Raw genomic sequence first — 15,824 nt, 5'->3', positions numbered from 1 at the left:
GGGGTGAACGTATGACAAAATTGCGTGTATATGAATATGCAAAACAAAAGAACGTTTCAAGCAAGGATGTAATAAATAAACTTAAAGAAATGAATATAGAGGTAACAAACCATATGACAGCATTAGACGATTCAACTGTAAATAAATTAAACGATTCAATCAAACCTAAAAGCGAAGATAAAAGCCAAGAGCCAAAAGCTAACGCTACGGTTGCGAAGTACGAAGCCGAAGCGGATGAAAAGAGCACTGTCAATAAAGAAAAACTGAAGAAGAAACCACCAGTTAAACCTGTAGGGACGAAAAAACCAACTGGCGGCCAGTTCAACAAGGGTCGCAATAACAAGAATAAAAATAATAAACAAAGACAACAAGCGCCTCAGGCACCTGTTACAAAACGTAAAGAAAGAGAACTTCCAGAGAAAATTACGTTTTATGAGTCTTTGACGGTTATGGAACTTGGAAAAAAACTTCACCGTGAACCTTCTGAAATCATTAAAAAGCTCTTTATGCTTGGTGTTATGGCAACAATCAACCAAACTTTGGATAAAGATGCAATTGAATTGATTTGTGCGGAATACGGTGTAGTGGCCGAAGAAGAGATTCGTGTCGATCTAACAGACCTTGAATCACTTGTCACTGAGGATGCTTCTGAAGATTTGATTGAACGTCCGGCTGTCGTGACGATCATGGGTCACGTTGACCATGGTAAAACGACATTGCTTGATTCTATACGCCATACAAAAGTCACTGAAGGCGAAGCGGGCGGAATCACTCAGCATATCGGTGCTTATCAAGTTAAAGTTAACGATAAGAAAATCACATTCCTTGATACACCAGGTCATGCTGCGTTTACAACAATGCGTGCCCGCGGTGCACAAGTTACCGATATCACCATTCTTGTCGTCGCTGCGGATGATGGCGTCATGCCTCAAACGATTGAAGCGATCAACCATGCTAAAGCGGCAGAAGTTCCAATTATCGTCGCTGTCAATAAGATGGATAAAGAAGCTGCCAATCCGGATCGTGTCATGCAAGAATTGACAGAACATGGTTTAGTTTCTGAAGCGTGGGGTGGAGACACAATTTTCGTACCAATTTCTGCTAAGAACGGTGAGGGTATCGATAGCTTGCTTGAAATGATTCTTCTTGTCAGTGAAGTGGAGGAGTATAAAGCGAATCCATCTCGTAAAGCAAATGGAACGGTTATCGAAGCACGTTTGGATAAAGGGCGCGGATCGGTTGCCACATTGCTTGTTCAAAACGGAACGTTGAAAATCGGGGATCCGATTGTTATCGGTAATACATTCGGACGTGTTCGTGCGATGGTCAACGATCTTGGACGCCGTGTTAAGGATGCAGGTCCTTCAACACCGGTTGAAATCACTGGATTGAACGAAGTGCCGCAAGCCGGCGATCGTTTCATCGTCTTTGAAGATGAGAAAACGGCACGTCAAGTTGGGGAAGTGCGTGCACAGAGACAACTTGCTTCACAACGCAATGAGAAATCCCGTGTAACCCTAGATACTTTGTTCGAACAAATGAAAGAAGGGGAAATTAAAGAATTGAACATCATTCTAAAAGCTGATGTTCAAGGTTCTGCGGAAGCAGTAGCCGCTTCCCTGAATAAAATAGAAGTGGAAGGCGCTAAAGTGAAAATCATTCACATAGGCGTTGGTGCCATTACAGAGTCTGACATCATCCTTGCTACAGCTTCGAATGCAATCGTCATCGGTTTTAACGTCCGTCCTGACGTGAATGCGAAGCGTGCAGCTGAATCAGAAAATGTTGATGTCCGCCTACACCGCATCATCTATAAAGCGATCGAAGAGATCGAGTCTGCTATGAAAGGGATGCTTGACCCTGAATTCGAAGAAAAAATTATCGGTCAGGCTGAGGTTCGTACGACTTTCAAAGTATCCAAGGTAGGAACGATTGCCGGTTCTTACGTAACAGAAGGTAAAATTACACGTGATAGCGGAATTCGCTTAATTCGTGAAGGTGTCGTCATTTACGAAGGTGAAATTGATGCATTGAAACGTTTTAAAGATGATGTTAAAGAAGTGGCAACGAACTATGAGTGCGGTATTACGATTAAAAATTACAACGACCTTAAAGAAGGCGATGTAATTGAAGCGTATGTAATGGAAGAGATCGAACGTAAATGATCGTTGGCTCCGTCCAATGTGAATGCATCATCCATGACACCCATTCTTTAAAAGAAAAAAGGGCCGTGCTTCAGCGTGTCATGACACGGCTTAAGCAGAAGTTCAATATTTCTGTAGCAGAGACCGATTTTCAGGATTTATGGCAGCGGACAAAGATTTCAATCGTAACCGTAACATCCTCAAGGAAGGCTACTGAACGGGAACTTCAAAATGCCCTTAAATTTCTAGATTCTTTTCCGGAACTAGAGCGAACAATAACAGATATAGACTGGCTTTAGGCTATCGAGGTGATATTATGAGCCTTCGTTCAAATCGTGTTGGCGAACAAATGAAAAAAGAGCTGAGTGAAATTATCGGCCGAAAAATTAAAGATCCAAGAATCGGATTTGTTACCGTGACGGATGTCGCGGTTACAGGCGATTTACAACAGGCAACAGTTTATATTTCCGTTTTGGGTGACCAGGAACAAAGGGAGAAAACCCTGCAAGGTCTAGCTAAGGCAAAAGGATTCATGCGTTCAGAAATTGGGCAGCGAATCCGCCTGCGCAAAACCCCTGAGCTGTTTTTTGAATTTGATGAATCGGTCGATTATGGTAATCGTATCGAGTCGTTGATTTCCCAAATCAATTCAGAGGATAAACCGGCTGAAAAAGACGAGGAATAAGCAAGCAGTAAAAGGAGGCCGACTCAATAAGTGCTTTGCACTTCTTGAAGTCGGTCTCTTTTTTTTGAAACCGAATTGAAAAAAGGAAAAACACCTTTAGGGACGGGGTTCATAATCGTTTAAGGTGTTATATAAAAGATGAGGTGAAAGCGTGAACGGTATTCTTCCATTATGGAAACCCAAGGGATTGACATCCCATGATTGTGTTTTTAAATTAAGAAAGATTTTAAAGACAAAAAAGGTTGGTCACACAGGTACTTTAGATCCTGATGTAACAGGGGTTTTACCTATTTGTATTGGCAGGGCAACAAAGATAGCCGAATATCTGACAGAAGCCGGTAAAGCTTATGAAGGAGAAGTGACCCTTGGTTTTTCAACGACAACTGAAGACGCAAGCGGAGAAAAAGTCGTAGAGAAAAAGATTGATCAAGTGATTCAGCGTAAACGGATTCTGGAAGTGCTTGAATCATTGACTGGAAAAATTGAACAGACGCCGCCGATGTTTTCAGCGGTAAAGGTGAACGGGAAGAAATTATATGAATATGCCCGTGCAGGGATAGATGTGGAGAGGCCGACAAGGGAGGTCACCATCTATGATATTACCCTTCTCGATGATCGTTCCGAATTTAAAGGGGAAACCATATCTTTTCGTTTTCGCGTAAATTGCAGCAAAGGAACGTATATTCGGACACTTGCAGTCATGATGGGTGAAGAACTGGGTTTTCCTGCTCATATGTCAGACTTGACGCGCATTGAATCAGCAGGTTTTAAGCAGGAGGACTGTTTCACATTTTCTGAAGTGGAAGAGTTCATGGAAAATGGTCAAACCGATGAATTTCTGTTGCCTTTGGAGCGGGGATTATTTCATTTGCCCAAATTTCAGATTAGTGATAAAGTAGCAAAGAAAGTACTTAACGGCGCGGTATTGGAACAACCAAAGGATGTTGCTGTTGAAAAAGGAATGCCATTTGTGATGGTCGATCCAGCAAATAAGGCCATTGCCATTTATCAAATACATCCGACAAAAGAGGGATTAATTAAACCTGTAAAAGTATTGGCACAAGAAATATAGACCGTTTTACCGCCGGAAAGAGGAGATTGAAAGGTGAAAGTGATCGCAATAGAGCATCCTCATCAATTTAATACGGATGATTTTCCCGAGCTTGTAATGGCGCTTGGATTTTTTGATGGTATACATAAAGGCCATCAAATTGTCATTCAAACCGCCAAGCAAAAAGCCGATGAAATGAATCTTAAGTCAGCAGTCATGACATTTGACCCGCATCCTTCTGCAGTACTGGGTAGGAAAACGGAAAATATCCGCTATATCACTCCACTTGAAGATAAGGTCGATATCATAGAGTCGATGGGGATCGATTATTTATTCATTGTCCATTTCAGCAAGGAATTTGCTTCAGTACTGCCGGAACGGTTCGTTGACGAATACATTGCCGGGCTGAATGTCCGTCATGTAGTTGCAGGCTTTGATTATTCATACGGTCGCTATGGTCAAGGGTCGATGGAAGATTTGCCGGTTTACGCACAGGGCAGATTTTCACAGACAGTCGTTGCAAAACAGACACTTGAAGATGAAAAGGTTAGCTCCACGAGAATCAGGGAAACTCTCGGTAATGGCAACTTCTCCGACTTTTATCATTTGGCTGGACGACGCTATTTAACGAAAGGTCATGTCGTTCACGGTGAAAAGCGGGGCAGGAAGTTGGGTTTCCCCACCGCTAATATTGAAGTAAGTGACGATTATATCTTCCCTGCTGCAGGCGTGTATGCCGTCAGGATCAAAATAAGCGGTAAATGGTATAACGGGGTTTGCAATGTCGGATACAAACCTACGTTCCACGAGGAAAAACCTAAATATCCCACTGTAGAGGTCCATGCCTTAGAGTTCTCGGGAGATATTTATGGCAACCAGGTTTCGGTTGAATGGCATACAAGACTTCGTAGTGAGCAGAAATTTTCCGGACTTGAAGCATTGGTCGCACAGATCGAAACGGATAAGCAAAATGCAATAGCCTATTTTGCAAAGCTTGAAGCATAAAAGACAAGACTTGCAATTTTGATGAAAAACATGTATTCTATTGTATGTATGAAAATAACCATTGCTTGGCTAGTCGAGACTCCGACGCTGGCTCGGTAATTGGTGATTTTACAGAATTTTAGGAGGAATAATAACATGGCAATTACACAAGTACGCAAAAACGAACTTATCGCAGAATTCAGAACTCACGATACTGACACTGGATCTCCAGAAGTTCAAATCGCAGTATTAACAGAAGAAATCAACAACTTGAACGATCACTTACGCACACACAAAAAAGACCACCATTCACGTCGCGGTCTTCTAAAAATGGTAGGTAAACGTCGTAATCTTTTAACTTACCTACGTAACAAAGACGTTACTCGTTACCGTACACTAATTAACAAATTAGGTCTACGTAGATAATTTTTTCAGGAAGGCGGGAAATTTCCCGCTTTTTTGGTGTTAATCAAATGATTTGGACGTGTTCTACTTAAGGCTGGGCCTTCGTCCTTGGGACTCGGCAGGAGCCGGGTCCTTTTCCATTTATAAATGATCAGGATATACATAATCAAATGAATGAAATTTTTATTCATTTTACTGTTAATGCTTGTTTTTTTCGTGCATAATAGGAATAGTTTGGTTTTAACTCGAGTTTAGTTACTTTCACATATAAATGATTTAATCCAATACAGGTTTAGGTAAACTAAGCCTCTAAGTGAAGATTCAGAGAGGGGTTTAATAAATGGGACAGGAAAAACATACGTATTCATTTGACTGGGCCGGCCGTAATGTAACGGTAGAGATAGGGCAATTAGCCAAACAAGCGAACGGGGCAGTTTTAGTCCGTTATGGAGAAACTGCTGTATTAAGTACTGCGACAGCTTCGAAGGAACCTAGAAATGTTGACTTCTTCCCTTTGACAGTCAACTACGAAGAAAGACTTTATGCAGTCGGTAAAATTCCGGGAGGCTTCATCAAGCGTGAAGGACGACCGAGTGAAAGGGCAATTCTTGCAAGCCGTTTAATCGATCGTCCAATCCGTCCGCTTTTCGCCGATGGCTTCAGGAACGATGTTCAGATCATCAGCATGGTCATGAGTGTCGATCAAGATTGCTCTACGGAAATGGCAGCCATGCTAGGTTCTTCCCTTGCACTTTCAGTTTCCGATATTCCGTTCGAAGGTCCGATTGCTGGAGTTGTAGTGGGGAGAATCAATAATGAATTCATTATTAACCCTACTGTTGACCAACTAGCTAAAAGTGACATCAATCTGACGGTTGCCGGCACTAAAGATGCCATCAACATGGTTGAAGCCGGAGCGAATGAAGTACCAGAGGAAACGATGCTTGAAGCAATCATGTTCGGACATGATGAAATCAAGAAGATCATTGCATTCCAAGAGAAAATCGTTGCTGAAATCGGCAAGGAAAAAATGCAGGTCACTTTATACCAAGTGAATGCTGAACTGGAAGCAGAAGTGAAAGGCCTATGTGAAGCAGACTTGAACAAAGCTGTACAAGTTCAGGAAAAACATGCTCGTGAAGACGCGATCAAAGCAGTAAAAGATCGTGTATTGGTTCATTATGAAGAAGAAACTGATGAAGAAAAATTAAAGCAAATTAAAGAAATCCTTAATAAATTGGTTAAATCTGAAGTCCGCCGTTTGATCACGGAAGAAAAAGTGCGCCCGGATGGCCGTAATCCTGACGAAATCAGACCATTATCATCTGAAGTCACCATTCTGCCCCGTACACATGGTTCCGGATTGTTCACACGCGGACAAACCCAGGCACTATCCATCTGTACATTAGGTGCACTTGGTGATGTGCAGATTCTGGACGGACTTGGGACCGAAGAGTCAAAACGTTTTATGCATCACTATAATTTCCCGCATTTCAGTGTAGGTGAAACTGGTCCTATCCGTGGGGCAGGACGCCGTGAAATCGGTCACGGTGCACTTGGTGAAAGAGCATTGGAGCCTGTCATTCCAAACGATAAAGACTTCCCATATACAATCAGGCTTGTATCTGAAGTCCTTGAATCGAACGGATCAACATCACAAGCAAGTATCTGTGCAAGCACTTTGGCAATGATGGATGCCGGAGTTCCATTGAAAGCTCCAGTTGCCGGTATTGCCATGGGCCTAGTCAAATCAGGTGAGCACTATACAATCTTAACGGATATTCAAGGTATGGAAGATCATCTGGGAGACATGGACTTTAAAGTCGCAGGGACTTCAAAAGGTGTTACTGCCCTACAAATGGATATTAAGATTGAAGGACTTTCAAGAGAGATTCTTGAAGAAGCTTTACTTCAAGCCAAACATGGCCGGATGCACATTTTGGAATCAATGATGTCAACGATCAATCAACCGCGTGAGCAGTTATCCAAATATGCACCAAAAATCGTTACAATGTCCATAAATCCGGATAAGATCCGTGATGTCATTGGACCGAGCGGAAAACATATCAACAAAATCATTGAAGAAACTGGCGTGAAAATCGACATCGAACAAGATGGAACGGTATTCATATCTTCTACTGATGAACCAATGATTCAAAAAGCGAAGAAAATCATTGAAGATATCGTACGTGAAGTCGTAGTGGGCGAACTATACTTAGGTAAAGTTAAACGTATCGAAAAGTTCGGTGCCTTCGTTGAAATCTTCAATGGTAAAGACGGTTTGGTACATATTTCTGAACTGGCTGAAGAAAGAGTCGGAAAAGTGGAAGATGTCGTTTCACTTGGCGATGAATTATTGGTCAAGGTCACTGAGATCGATAAGCAAGGAAGGGTTAACCTTTCCCGAAAAGCAGTCTTGAAAGAGCAAAAAGAGGCAGCCAACCCTTCTCAATCGTAATGAAAAATAGAAATCCGGCATGCGATTCCTTGTGAATTTGCATGCTTTTTTTGTTTAAAGGTATTGGAATATCCATAGGGGAAATGGCGTCAAAAGGATGTCATGTTCTACCTTGTCCGTTTTCTTCATACATTTTGGTATGAAGGGGGCGTAAAAAATGAATAATAAATGGAAGCAGATAGTTGCGATAAGTGCCATTGCAGGTATATCATGGTTATTAGTGCAAAATCCATATACACAAATTTATTTGACCCAATTAACCGATGATTCAGTTGCTTCTATGAAGCAAGAAGACGAGCTTCTTTTACAAATAAAAGAATCAACAAAAAAATATGAGATTGCACCACAGGATGCACGAATAGATTCTGTTTGGAAAACCGTTCCTGCATATAACGGCCTGAAGGTAAATATTGATGATTCGTATAAAGCCATGAAGAAGGAGGGCGTGTTCGATAAGAATAAGCTGGTATTTCAGCAGGTCCCTGCAAAGATACATATGGAGGATCTGGAGCCGGCTCCCATTTACCGGGCCCATCCTGAAAAGCCAGTGGTATCATTTTTAATCAATGTGGCCTGGGGGAATGAATACCTACAAGATATGTTGGCCGTGTTAAAAAAGAATAATGTCAAGGCCACATTTTTCCTTGAAGGTAATTGGACCAAGAAAAATCCAGAATTGGCCAAGATGATTAAGGGTGGCGGGCACGAAATTGGAAATCATTCTTATTCACATCCAGATATGAAAAACATATCCGCACAAGCTACACGTGAGGAAATTCGAAAAACGAATGAAGTCATTGAAGCTGTGACAGGTTTGAAAATGAAATGGTTCGCACCACCAAGTGGAAGCTACCGGGATGAAACGGTGAAAATCGCGGATTCTTTCGGTATGGAGACCGCCATGTGGAGTGTGGATACGATCGACTGGCAAAAGCCAAGCCCTGAAGTCCTTCAACAAAGAGTGCTTTCTAAGGTACACCCTGGAGCATTTATATTGATGCATCCGACTGAATCTACTGCAAAATCATTGGAAACGTTAATAATTGAAATAAAAAAGAAAGATTTAGATGTTGTTACCGTTTCGGAAGCTGTAGATGAAGAGCGATCGAATCCATAATGTATTGGTAACGATGGCAGCATAGAATGATTGGGAGGAATGTTAGTTGATTAAGAAATACACGTGTCAAAATGGAGTTAGAATTGTATTGGAAAATATTCCAACTGTACGTTCAGCGGCAATTGGAGTATGGATCAAAACAGGTTCAAGGAATGAAACGCCAGAATTGAATGGGGTTTCACATTTTCTGGAGCATATGTTCTTTAAGGGGACAACTAAGAGAAATGCGCGTGAAATTGCCGAATCGTTCGATAGTATCGGTGGACAGGTGAATGCATTCACTTCAAAAGAATATACATGCTATTATGCTAAAGTAATGGATAACCATGCAAGCTATGCGCTTGAAATCCTGGCTGATATGTTCTTCAACTCAACATTTGATGGGGAAGAATTGAAAAAAGAAAAAAATGTCGTCTATGAAGAAATCAAAATGTACGAAGACACACCAGATGATATTGTCCATGACCTCTTAAGCAAGGCGGTATATGGAAATCACCCCCTTGGTTATCCAATACTAGGGACGGAAAATACGCTTGAAACCTTCAATAGTGATACATTAAAAAAATACGTCCATGACATGTATACACCCGATAAGGTAGTCGTGTCCATTGCTGGGAATGTGGATGAAAAATTGATCAATGAAGTCGAAAGCTACTTTGGCTCGTATCAAGGAGGGGAAGAACGTCTTGAATTGGTCAAACCTTCCTTCCACGAAAATAGGATCACCCGTAAAAAAGATACGGAACAAGCCCACTTATGCCTTGGTTACAACGGATTGGAAATCGGCAATGATAAAACATACAGCCTGATTACCTTGAATAATGTCCTTGGGGGAAGCATGAGCAGCCGTCTATTCCAGGACGTCAGGGAGCAACGCGGCCTTGCCTACTCCGTTTACTCTTATCATTCCAGCTATCAAGATAGCGGTATGGTGACAGTATATGGGGGGACAGGCACAAATCAGCTTGACAGCCTGTATGAAACCATTCAGGAAACATTGGATACTTTAAAAAGGGATGGCATTACGGAAAAGGAATTAAGGAATAGCAAAGAGCAACTTAAAGGAAGCTTGATGCTCAGCCTTGAAAGCACGAATAGCCGCATGAGCCGGAACGGGAAAAATGAGCTTATGTTGGGTGAGCACCGTTCCCTTGATGATATCATCATCAAGATTGACGAAGTGACTGAGGATACCGTCAATGAATTGGCAAATCAGATCTTTACGGAACATTCCTTGTCATTAGTGAGCCCGCTGGAAAATTGGGACAAATAACAACGAACAAGTCTGAACCTTCCTTCATTGGGAGGTCAGGCTTTTTTTCTTTGAGTGCGGGAGGGTCCAGAGTTATGGACAATATTTGGTTAAATGCCTTCTAAGTTTACCTTTTTCGGATATAGATTGAATAGAAGACGAAAAAGGGGGAACCAAAATTGAGGTTGAGCGAACTGAGCGGTAAGGAAATAGTCGATGTGAATAGGGCGGAAAGATTAGGGATCCTTGGTCAGACGGATTTGGAAATAGATGAAACTGGACAAATTACCTCGTTGATCATTCCATCTGTCAAATGGTTCGGCCTTTTAAGGAATGGCAGTGAAATAAGAGTACCATGGGAACATATAAAAAAAATCGGTACGGATATGGTCATCATTGATTTTCAGGAAGGACTTTCACTTAAAGACGGAGAGCATATGGACGGATAATGACGCTCGCTTCATACTCCTTGGAACTTTTCGAAATACACTCTCGAAAACGCCTTAGCTGGCAATAGCTATGGCGTTTTTTCTTTTCTTATCACCGTTTTTTAAGTAAAAACATAAGATGGCAGGGTAACTAGAGAATGTAGCAAAAACCGAATTGCTTCCTGAATGAATTGTATCATGGGGCAAGGAATGTTTAGGATCTTTTATATAAAGAAGGTGACGGTTTTAATGCTTACAGGCATGCAAATCGCTGTAATTGGTGGAGATGCGCGTCAGCTTGAAGTTGTCCGTAAACTGACGGAGCTTGATGCAAAGCTATTATTGGTAGGTTTTGAACAGCTCGATCATGCTTTTACCGGAGCGGTTAAGGAAAAGATGGATGATATAAACTTCAAGGAATTGGATTCAGTTATTTTACCTGTCCGGGGTACGGATTCAGATGGGAAAGTAGAAACGATCTTTTCCAGTGAAGAGGTTGTTTTGACTGAAGAAATGATAAAAAATACCCCGGAACATTGCACTTTTTATGCAGGAATCAGTAACGATTACCTCGATGAGATATTCAAGAAGGTGGATCGCAAACTTGTTCTATTGTTCGAACGTGATGATGTCGCTATTTATAATTCGATTCCCACTGTTGAGGGTGCGATCATGATGGCCATTCAACATACGGATTTTACTATCCATGGGTCGAATGTAGCCGTACTAGGACTGGGAAGGGTCGGTATGAGTGTAGCCCGGTCATTCCAGGCACTTGGAGCAAAAGTAAAGGTGGGGGCAAGAAAAAGCGAAGATATAGCGAGGATCAGTGAAATGGCAATAGCCCCTTTTCATTTAAATGATCTTGCTGCAGAAATGAAAAATGTTGATATATGTATCAATACGATCCCTTTTCCTATAATTACCGCAAAAGTCATCGCTAATATGCCCGTTCATACATTAATCATCGACCTTGCTTCAAAACCGGGGGGGACGGATTTTCGTTACGCTGAAAAAAGGGGAATTAAGGCGCTGTTGGCACCGAGCCTACCGGGGATAGTCGCCCCGAAAACAGCTGGTCAGATATTAGCGAATGCACTGGGACTATTGATTCAAGGCGAGTTCTTGAAAAGGAAGGGGAAAATGATATGAGTCTCAAAGGTAAACGGATTGGTTTCGGATTAACAGGATCACATTGCACATATGATGAAGTGTTTCCGGAAATAGAAAAACTTGTAAATGAAGGGGCGGAAGTCATCCCAATCGTAACATCGACTGTTCAAAACACGGAAACCCGTTTTGGAAAGGGCGAAGACTGGGTCGAAAGAATAGAAAAATTGACGGGGAATCACGTCGTTGATACAATCGTCAAAGCGGAGCCTTTAGGACCTAAATTGCCACTCGATTGTATGGTGATCGCTCCTTTAACGGGTAACTCAATGAGTAAAATGGCAAATGCTCTTACCGATTCGCCTGTACTTATGGCTGCAAAAGCGACGATGAGGAATCATCGTCCAGTCGTGGTCGCGATATCAACAAATGATGCACTTGGGTTAAATGGTGTCAATCTAATGAGGCTGATGGCAGCAAAAGATATTTATTTTGTTCCATATGGCCAGGATAATCCCACAGGCAAGCCAAGTTCCATGGTTGCAAGGATGAGCATGATAAGGGATACGATCATATCGGCACTGGAGAGGGAACAGATTCAACCTGTCATCGTCGAAAGGTTCAAGGATGATTTAGCCTGAATAAGTTTTTGCCACGGATCTAGCTTTCAACGACTGACATATATGCATAAATTTGTAGGTTGAAGTTATAAAAAACCACTCCGCTACCAGAATATTTTGTTAAAGTCCGACCCTTTGGAATGTTAATGTGATAAAATAAATGATATTCTGAACAAGAAGTAATAAATCCAACAAATAACTAATTTAAGAGATAGAAAAGGAGTATGTATAAATGACTGAGACACAGGGATTGCGTATTGCAGTTGTGGGAGCAACTGGAGCAGTAGGACAACAAATGATTTCAACACTCGAACAAAGGGACTTACCGATTAAGAAAATCATCTTTTTATCATCGGCTCGTTCCGCAGGCATCAAACTTACGTTTAAGGGCGAAGAAATCGAAGTGCAGGAAGCAAAACCTGAAAGCTTTGAAGGCATCGATATCGCTTTATTCAGTGCTGGAGGAAGCGTGTCTAAGGAATTGGCTCCAGAAGCAGTGAAACGCGGTGCGATAGTGGTGGATAATACAAGCGCTTTCCGCATGGATGAAAATGTGCCGCTAGTCGTTCCTGAAGTAAATGAAGAAGACTTGAAGCAGCATAATGGGATCATTGCAAACCCGAATTGTTCAACTATCCAAATGGTTGTGGCATTAGAGCCTATCCGCCAGACATATGGCTTATCAAAAATTGTCGTTTCTACCTACCAGGCTGTTTCTGGTGCAGGTGCAGCAGCGATAAATGAATTAAAGGAACAGGCTCGCGACTTGCTTGATGATAAAGAGATCGATCCGAAAATATTACCGGTAAAAGGGGACGAAAAGCATTATCAAATCGCATTTAACGTCATTCCCCAAATCGATAAATTCCAAGATAATGGGTACACATTCGAAGAGATGAAAATGATTAATGAAACAAAGAAAATCATGCATATGCAAGACCTACCAGTGGCTGCAACTTGCGTGAGGCTTCCTGTTGTAACAGGTCATTCGGAATCTGTATACATTGAAGTTGAAAAAGAAGGCATAGCGGCTTCTCAAATCAAGGATTTAATGAGAACGGCACCTGGAATAGTGTTGGAAGACGAACCGGAACAACAAGTTTACCCAACACCTGCTTCATCCGTCGGCAAGAATGATGTATTCGTCGGTCGAATTCGCAAAGATTTGGATGAAGATAAAGGCTTCCATTTATGGGTGGTTTCCGATAATCTATTAAAAGGTGCAGCTTGGAATTCCGTTCAAATTGCTGAAAGCCTTTTGAAATTAGGTTTGGTTACCGTTAAGTAATAATTTATTCTTAATGAACTCGACAGAAAAATAAATTCCAATAGGATAGAGAGTTTTTGTCAGCTTCCCGGATCGGGGAGCTGGCTTATATTTGGGGTGCATATTATGAAAATTATCGTCCAGAAATACGGTGGGACATCCGTTCGTGATGAGGAAAGCCGTTCATTTGCCAAGGGGCATATCGAAAAAGCGATTAAAGAAGGATATAAAGTGGTGGTTGTGGTTTCAGCAATGGGAAGAAAAGGGGATCCTTATGCAACGGATACCTTACTTTCCCTTGTAAATGGAGCCAAAGCCAGCCTTTCAAAGCGAGAACAGGATTTACTTATGTCTGTCGGAGAAACGATATCTTCTGTAGTATTTACTAACATGCTCTTGGAACATGGCATTGATGCGGTTGCTTATACTGGAGCTCAAGCAGGATTCATGACGAATACCGACTATTCCAGCGCGAAAATCATCGAAATGAAATGCGATCGCCTCATGAAAGAACTTGAGGTGAAGGATGTTGTCGTTGTAGCAGGTTTCCAGGGAGCTGCTAAAAATGGTGACATCACGACGATCGGCCGTGGTGGAAGTGATACTTCAGCAGCTGCATTAGGTGCCGCATTGCAAGCTGAACGGGTCGATATTTTTACGGATGTGGAAGGAATCATGACAGCAGATCCGCGGATTGCCGATCAAGCTCGTCCATTATCAATCGTTTCATATACGGAAGTTTGCAACATGGCATATCAAGGGGCGAAGGTCATTCATCCTAGAGCTGTTGAAATTGCGATGCAGGCGAAAGTCCCGATTCGGATAAGGTCAACATACAGCGAAGGTTTGGGAACCCTTGTTACAGGCGTGAACAAGGGAAGCCAGGGCAGTGACATACGTGAAAGGCTTGTGACCGGGATTGCCCATGTACCAAAGATCACTCAAATCAAGGTCCGTGCGAAAAAAGATCAATATAATCTACAGGCTGAAGTTTTCAAAGCGATGGCAAATGCCTCCATTTCAGTTGACTTTATAAATATATATCCAAGTGGTGTAGTTTATACCGTATCGGAAGAGATGACAGAACTTGCCCTCTCGATTTTGGCCGAGCTTGGTCATGAACCGGTCATTGAAAGGAATTGTGCCAAGGTATCGGTAGTCGGTGCAGGCATCAATGGAGTACCTGGTGTGGCAGCGAAGATTGTCACGGCGCTTTCCGAAAAGGAAATTGCCATTCTCCAGTCAGCGGACAGCCATACGACAATTTGGGTACTCGTAAAAGAAGAAGATTTAATAGAAGCCGTTAATTCCCTGCACTATGCATTTCAATTGCATGAAGGGGAAGTCCAATAATCAGGTTTTTTATTAAGTAATGTTTTAAAAATTAAAGAGGTGTTAGATGATGATATTTGGTAGAGTATCAACCGCGATGGTCACCCCTTTCGATAGCAAGGGAAATATTGATTTTCAAAAGACGACTTCATTGGTTAATTACTTATTAACGAATGGAACCGATTCGCTTGTGCTGTCGGGAACGACAGGGGAATCTCCAACTTTATCTTCGGAGGAGAAAATCGCGTTATTGCGTCATGTTTCTAAGGTTGTTGAAAAACGTGTGCCCATCATCATGGGTACAGGAAGCAACAATACGTATGCTTCCATCGAGTTGACAAAAAAGGCGGAACAAAATGGCGCCGATGCGATAATGCTGGTTGCCCCATATTATAGTAAAACGAATCAAGAAGGGCTGTACCAGCATTTTAAGGCTATTGCAGCCAGTACGACGCTCCCTGTTATGGTATATAATATCCCTGGGAGGGCTTCAGTTAACATTGAACCGGAAACGATCATCCGCCTTTCGAAAATTCCTAATATCGTAGCCGTTAAGGAAGCGAGCGGGGATTTAAACGCTATGACCCAAATCATAGCCGGCACGGATGAAGATTTTGCATTATATAGCGGGGACGATGCTTTAACACTACCGGTATTGGCGATTGGTGGTGTGGGTGTAGTATCGGTTGCTTCACATATTGCTGGCAAGGAGCTGCAGAAAATAGTGGAGGCCTTCATCAGTGGGAACTTGAAAGAGGCAGCCCGGCTGCATCAGGAACTGTTACCGCTTATAAAAGGTTTGTTTGCAGCGCCAAGCCCTGCACCTGTCAAAACAGCGCTTCAGTTATATGGAATTGACGTTGGATCGGTGAGACTTCCAATCGTGCCATTGACGGAGCAGGAACGCCTGGCATTAACCAAGGTATTAAAAAAATAAAAAGACACGGAACAAGCTGATCGTTGAAGATTGG

15 protein-coding genes are annotated in these 15,824 nt (G+C 42.2%); all 15 read left to right on the top strand.

Features of this window, described 5'->3' with window-relative positions; genetic code table 11:
* Positions 1 to 11 precede the first annotated feature (11 nt).
* The 15 genes from infB to dapA all read left to right on the top strand — a co-directional run bounded on the left by infB (position 12) and on the right by dapA (position 15,790).
* A complete protein-coding gene (infB, locus tag A6755_RS18835; RefSeq protein ID WP_034313611.1) occupies positions 12 to 2,165 on the top strand; it encodes a translation initiation factor IF-2 in 2,154 nt (717 codons plus the stop codon).
* A complete protein-coding gene (locus A6755_RS18830; protein WP_034313609.1) occupies positions 2,162 to 2,443 on the top strand; it encodes a DUF503 domain-containing protein in 282 nt (93 codons plus the stop codon). The genes infB and A6755_RS18830 overlap by 4 nt, the downstream gene beginning before the upstream one ends.
* A gap of 17 nt (positions 2,444 to 2,460) precedes the next feature.
* On the top strand, positions 2,461 to 2,829 hold the full coding sequence (rbfA, locus tag A6755_RS18825) for a 30S ribosome-binding factor RbfA (RefSeq protein ID WP_034313607.1): 369 nt from the start codon (positions 2,461 to 2,463) through the stop codon (positions 2,827 to 2,829).
* 151 nt (positions 2,830 to 2,980) lie between these two features.
* Positions 2,981 to 3,901, top strand: coding sequence for a tRNA pseudouridine(55) synthase TruB (gene truB / locus A6755_RS18820; protein ID WP_034313603.1), 921 nt, complete (start codon positions 2,981 to 2,983; stop codon positions 3,899 to 3,901).
* Positions 3,902 to 3,934: 33 nt separating this feature from the next.
* Positions 3,935 to 4,885, top strand: coding sequence for a bifunctional riboflavin kinase/FAD synthetase (ribF, locus tag A6755_RS18815; protein WP_057278396.1), 951 nt, complete (start codon positions 3,935 to 3,937; stop codon positions 4,883 to 4,885).
* 135 nt (positions 4,886 to 5,020) lie between these two features.
* Positions 5,021 to 5,290 (top strand): 30S ribosomal protein S15, encoded by a 270-nt coding sequence (gene rpsO / locus A6755_RS18810; RefSeq protein ID WP_034313598.1) that lies wholly within the window; start codon positions 5,021 to 5,023, stop codon positions 5,288 to 5,290.
* A 319-nt stretch (positions 5,291 to 5,609) separates the two neighbouring features.
* On the top strand, positions 5,610 to 7,727 hold the full coding sequence (pnp, locus tag A6755_RS18805) for a polyribonucleotide nucleotidyltransferase (RefSeq protein WP_063591652.1): 2,118 nt from the start codon (positions 5,610 to 5,612) through the stop codon (positions 7,725 to 7,727).
* 157 nt (positions 7,728 to 7,884) lie between these two features.
* Entirely contained in the window at positions 7,885 to 8,844 is a 960-nt protein-coding gene (locus A6755_RS18800; RefSeq protein WP_034313591.1) for a polysaccharide deacetylase family protein, read from the top strand.
* 46 nt (positions 8,845 to 8,890) lie between these two features.
* Positions 8,891 to 10,117, top strand: a complete 1,227-nt coding sequence (locus tag A6755_RS18795) for a M16 family metallopeptidase (protein ID WP_063591651.1) — start codon at positions 8,891 to 8,893, stop codon at positions 10,115 to 10,117.
* A gap of 158 nt (positions 10,118 to 10,275) precedes the next feature.
* A complete protein-coding gene (locus A6755_RS18790; RefSeq protein ID WP_034313586.1) occupies positions 10,276 to 10,545 on the top strand; it encodes a YlmC/YmxH family sporulation protein in 270 nt (89 codons plus the stop codon).
* 228 nt (positions 10,546 to 10,773) lie between these two features.
* Positions 10,774 to 11,676, top strand: coding sequence for a dipicolinic acid synthetase subunit A (dpaA, locus tag A6755_RS18785; RefSeq protein ID WP_063592611.1), 903 nt, complete (start codon positions 10,774 to 10,776; stop codon positions 11,674 to 11,676).
* On the top strand, positions 11,673 to 12,275 hold the full coding sequence (locus tag A6755_RS18780; RefSeq protein WP_034313581.1) for a dipicolinate synthase subunit B: 603 nt from the start codon (positions 11,673 to 11,675) through the stop codon (positions 12,273 to 12,275). Before dpaA ends, A6755_RS18780 begins: the two co-directional genes overlap by 4 nt.
* A gap of 211 nt (positions 12,276 to 12,486) precedes the next feature.
* The gene (gene asd / locus A6755_RS18775; protein ID WP_034313578.1) at positions 12,487 to 13,542 is read left to right on the top strand and encodes an aspartate-semialdehyde dehydrogenase; all 1,056 of its coding nucleotides are present in this window, start codon (positions 12,487 to 12,489) and stop codon (positions 13,540 to 13,542) included.
* 105 nt (positions 13,543 to 13,647) lie between these two features.
* Positions 13,648 to 14,874 (top strand): aspartate kinase, encoded by a 1,227-nt coding sequence (gene dapG, locus A6755_RS18770; protein ID WP_034313576.1) that lies wholly within the window; start codon positions 13,648 to 13,650, stop codon positions 14,872 to 14,874.
* Between the two features lie 46 nt (positions 14,875 to 14,920).
* Positions 14,921 to 15,790 (top strand): 4-hydroxy-tetrahydrodipicolinate synthase, encoded by an 870-nt coding sequence (gene dapA, locus A6755_RS18765; RefSeq protein WP_034313572.1) that lies wholly within the window; start codon positions 14,921 to 14,923, stop codon positions 15,788 to 15,790.
* The last annotated feature ends 34 nt before the right edge of the window (positions 15,791 to 15,824 follow it).

The sequence above is a fragment of the Peribacillus frigoritolerans genome (assembly GCF_001636405.1).
GTDB lineage: Bacteria > Bacillota > Bacilli > Bacillales > DSM-1321 > Peribacillus > Peribacillus frigoritolerans.
The sequence above is the reverse complement of the archived record's forward strand: the minus strand, read 5'-3'. Positions and strand labels throughout refer to the sequence as shown.

What these genes read in the sequence shown, in the direction of transcription:
- pnp (WP_063591652.1), top strand. Translation starts at nt 5,610, where the DNA reads ATGGGACAGGAAAAACATACGTATTCATTTGACTGGGCCGGCCGTAAT.
- asd (WP_034313578.1), top strand. Translation starts at nt 12,487, where the DNA reads ATGACTGAGACACAGGGATTGCGTATTGCAGTTGTGGGAGCAACTGGA.
- A6755_RS18800 (WP_034313591.1), top strand. Translation starts at nt 7,885, where the DNA reads ATGAATAATAAATGGAAGCAGATAGTTGCGATAAGTGCCATTGCAGGT.
- dapG (WP_034313576.1), top strand. Translation starts at nt 13,648, where the DNA reads ATGAAAATTATCGTCCAGAAATACGGTGGGACATCCGTTCGTGATGAG.
- dapA (WP_034313572.1), top strand. Translation starts at nt 14,921, where the DNA reads ATGATGATATTTGGTAGAGTATCAACCGCGATGGTCACCCCTTTCGAT.
- infB (WP_034313611.1), top strand. Translation starts at nt 12, where the DNA reads ATGACAAAATTGCGTGTATATGAATATGCAAAACAAAAGAACGTTTCA.
- rbfA (WP_034313607.1), top strand. Translation starts at nt 2,461, where the DNA reads ATGAGCCTTCGTTCAAATCGTGTTGGCGAACAAATGAAAAAAGAGCTG.
- rpsO (WP_034313598.1), top strand. Translation starts at nt 5,021, where the DNA reads ATGGCAATTACACAAGTACGCAAAAACGAACTTATCGCAGAATTCAGA.
- dpaA (WP_063592611.1), top strand. Translation starts at nt 10,774, where the DNA reads ATGCTTACAGGCATGCAAATCGCTGTAATTGGTGGAGATGCGCGTCAG.
- A6755_RS18780 (WP_034313581.1), top strand. Translation starts at nt 11,673, where the DNA reads ATGAGTCTCAAAGGTAAACGGATTGGTTTCGGATTAACAGGATCACAT.
- A6755_RS18830 (WP_034313609.1), top strand. Translation starts at nt 2,162, where the DNA reads ATGATCGTTGGCTCCGTCCAATGTGAATGCATCATCCATGACACCCAT.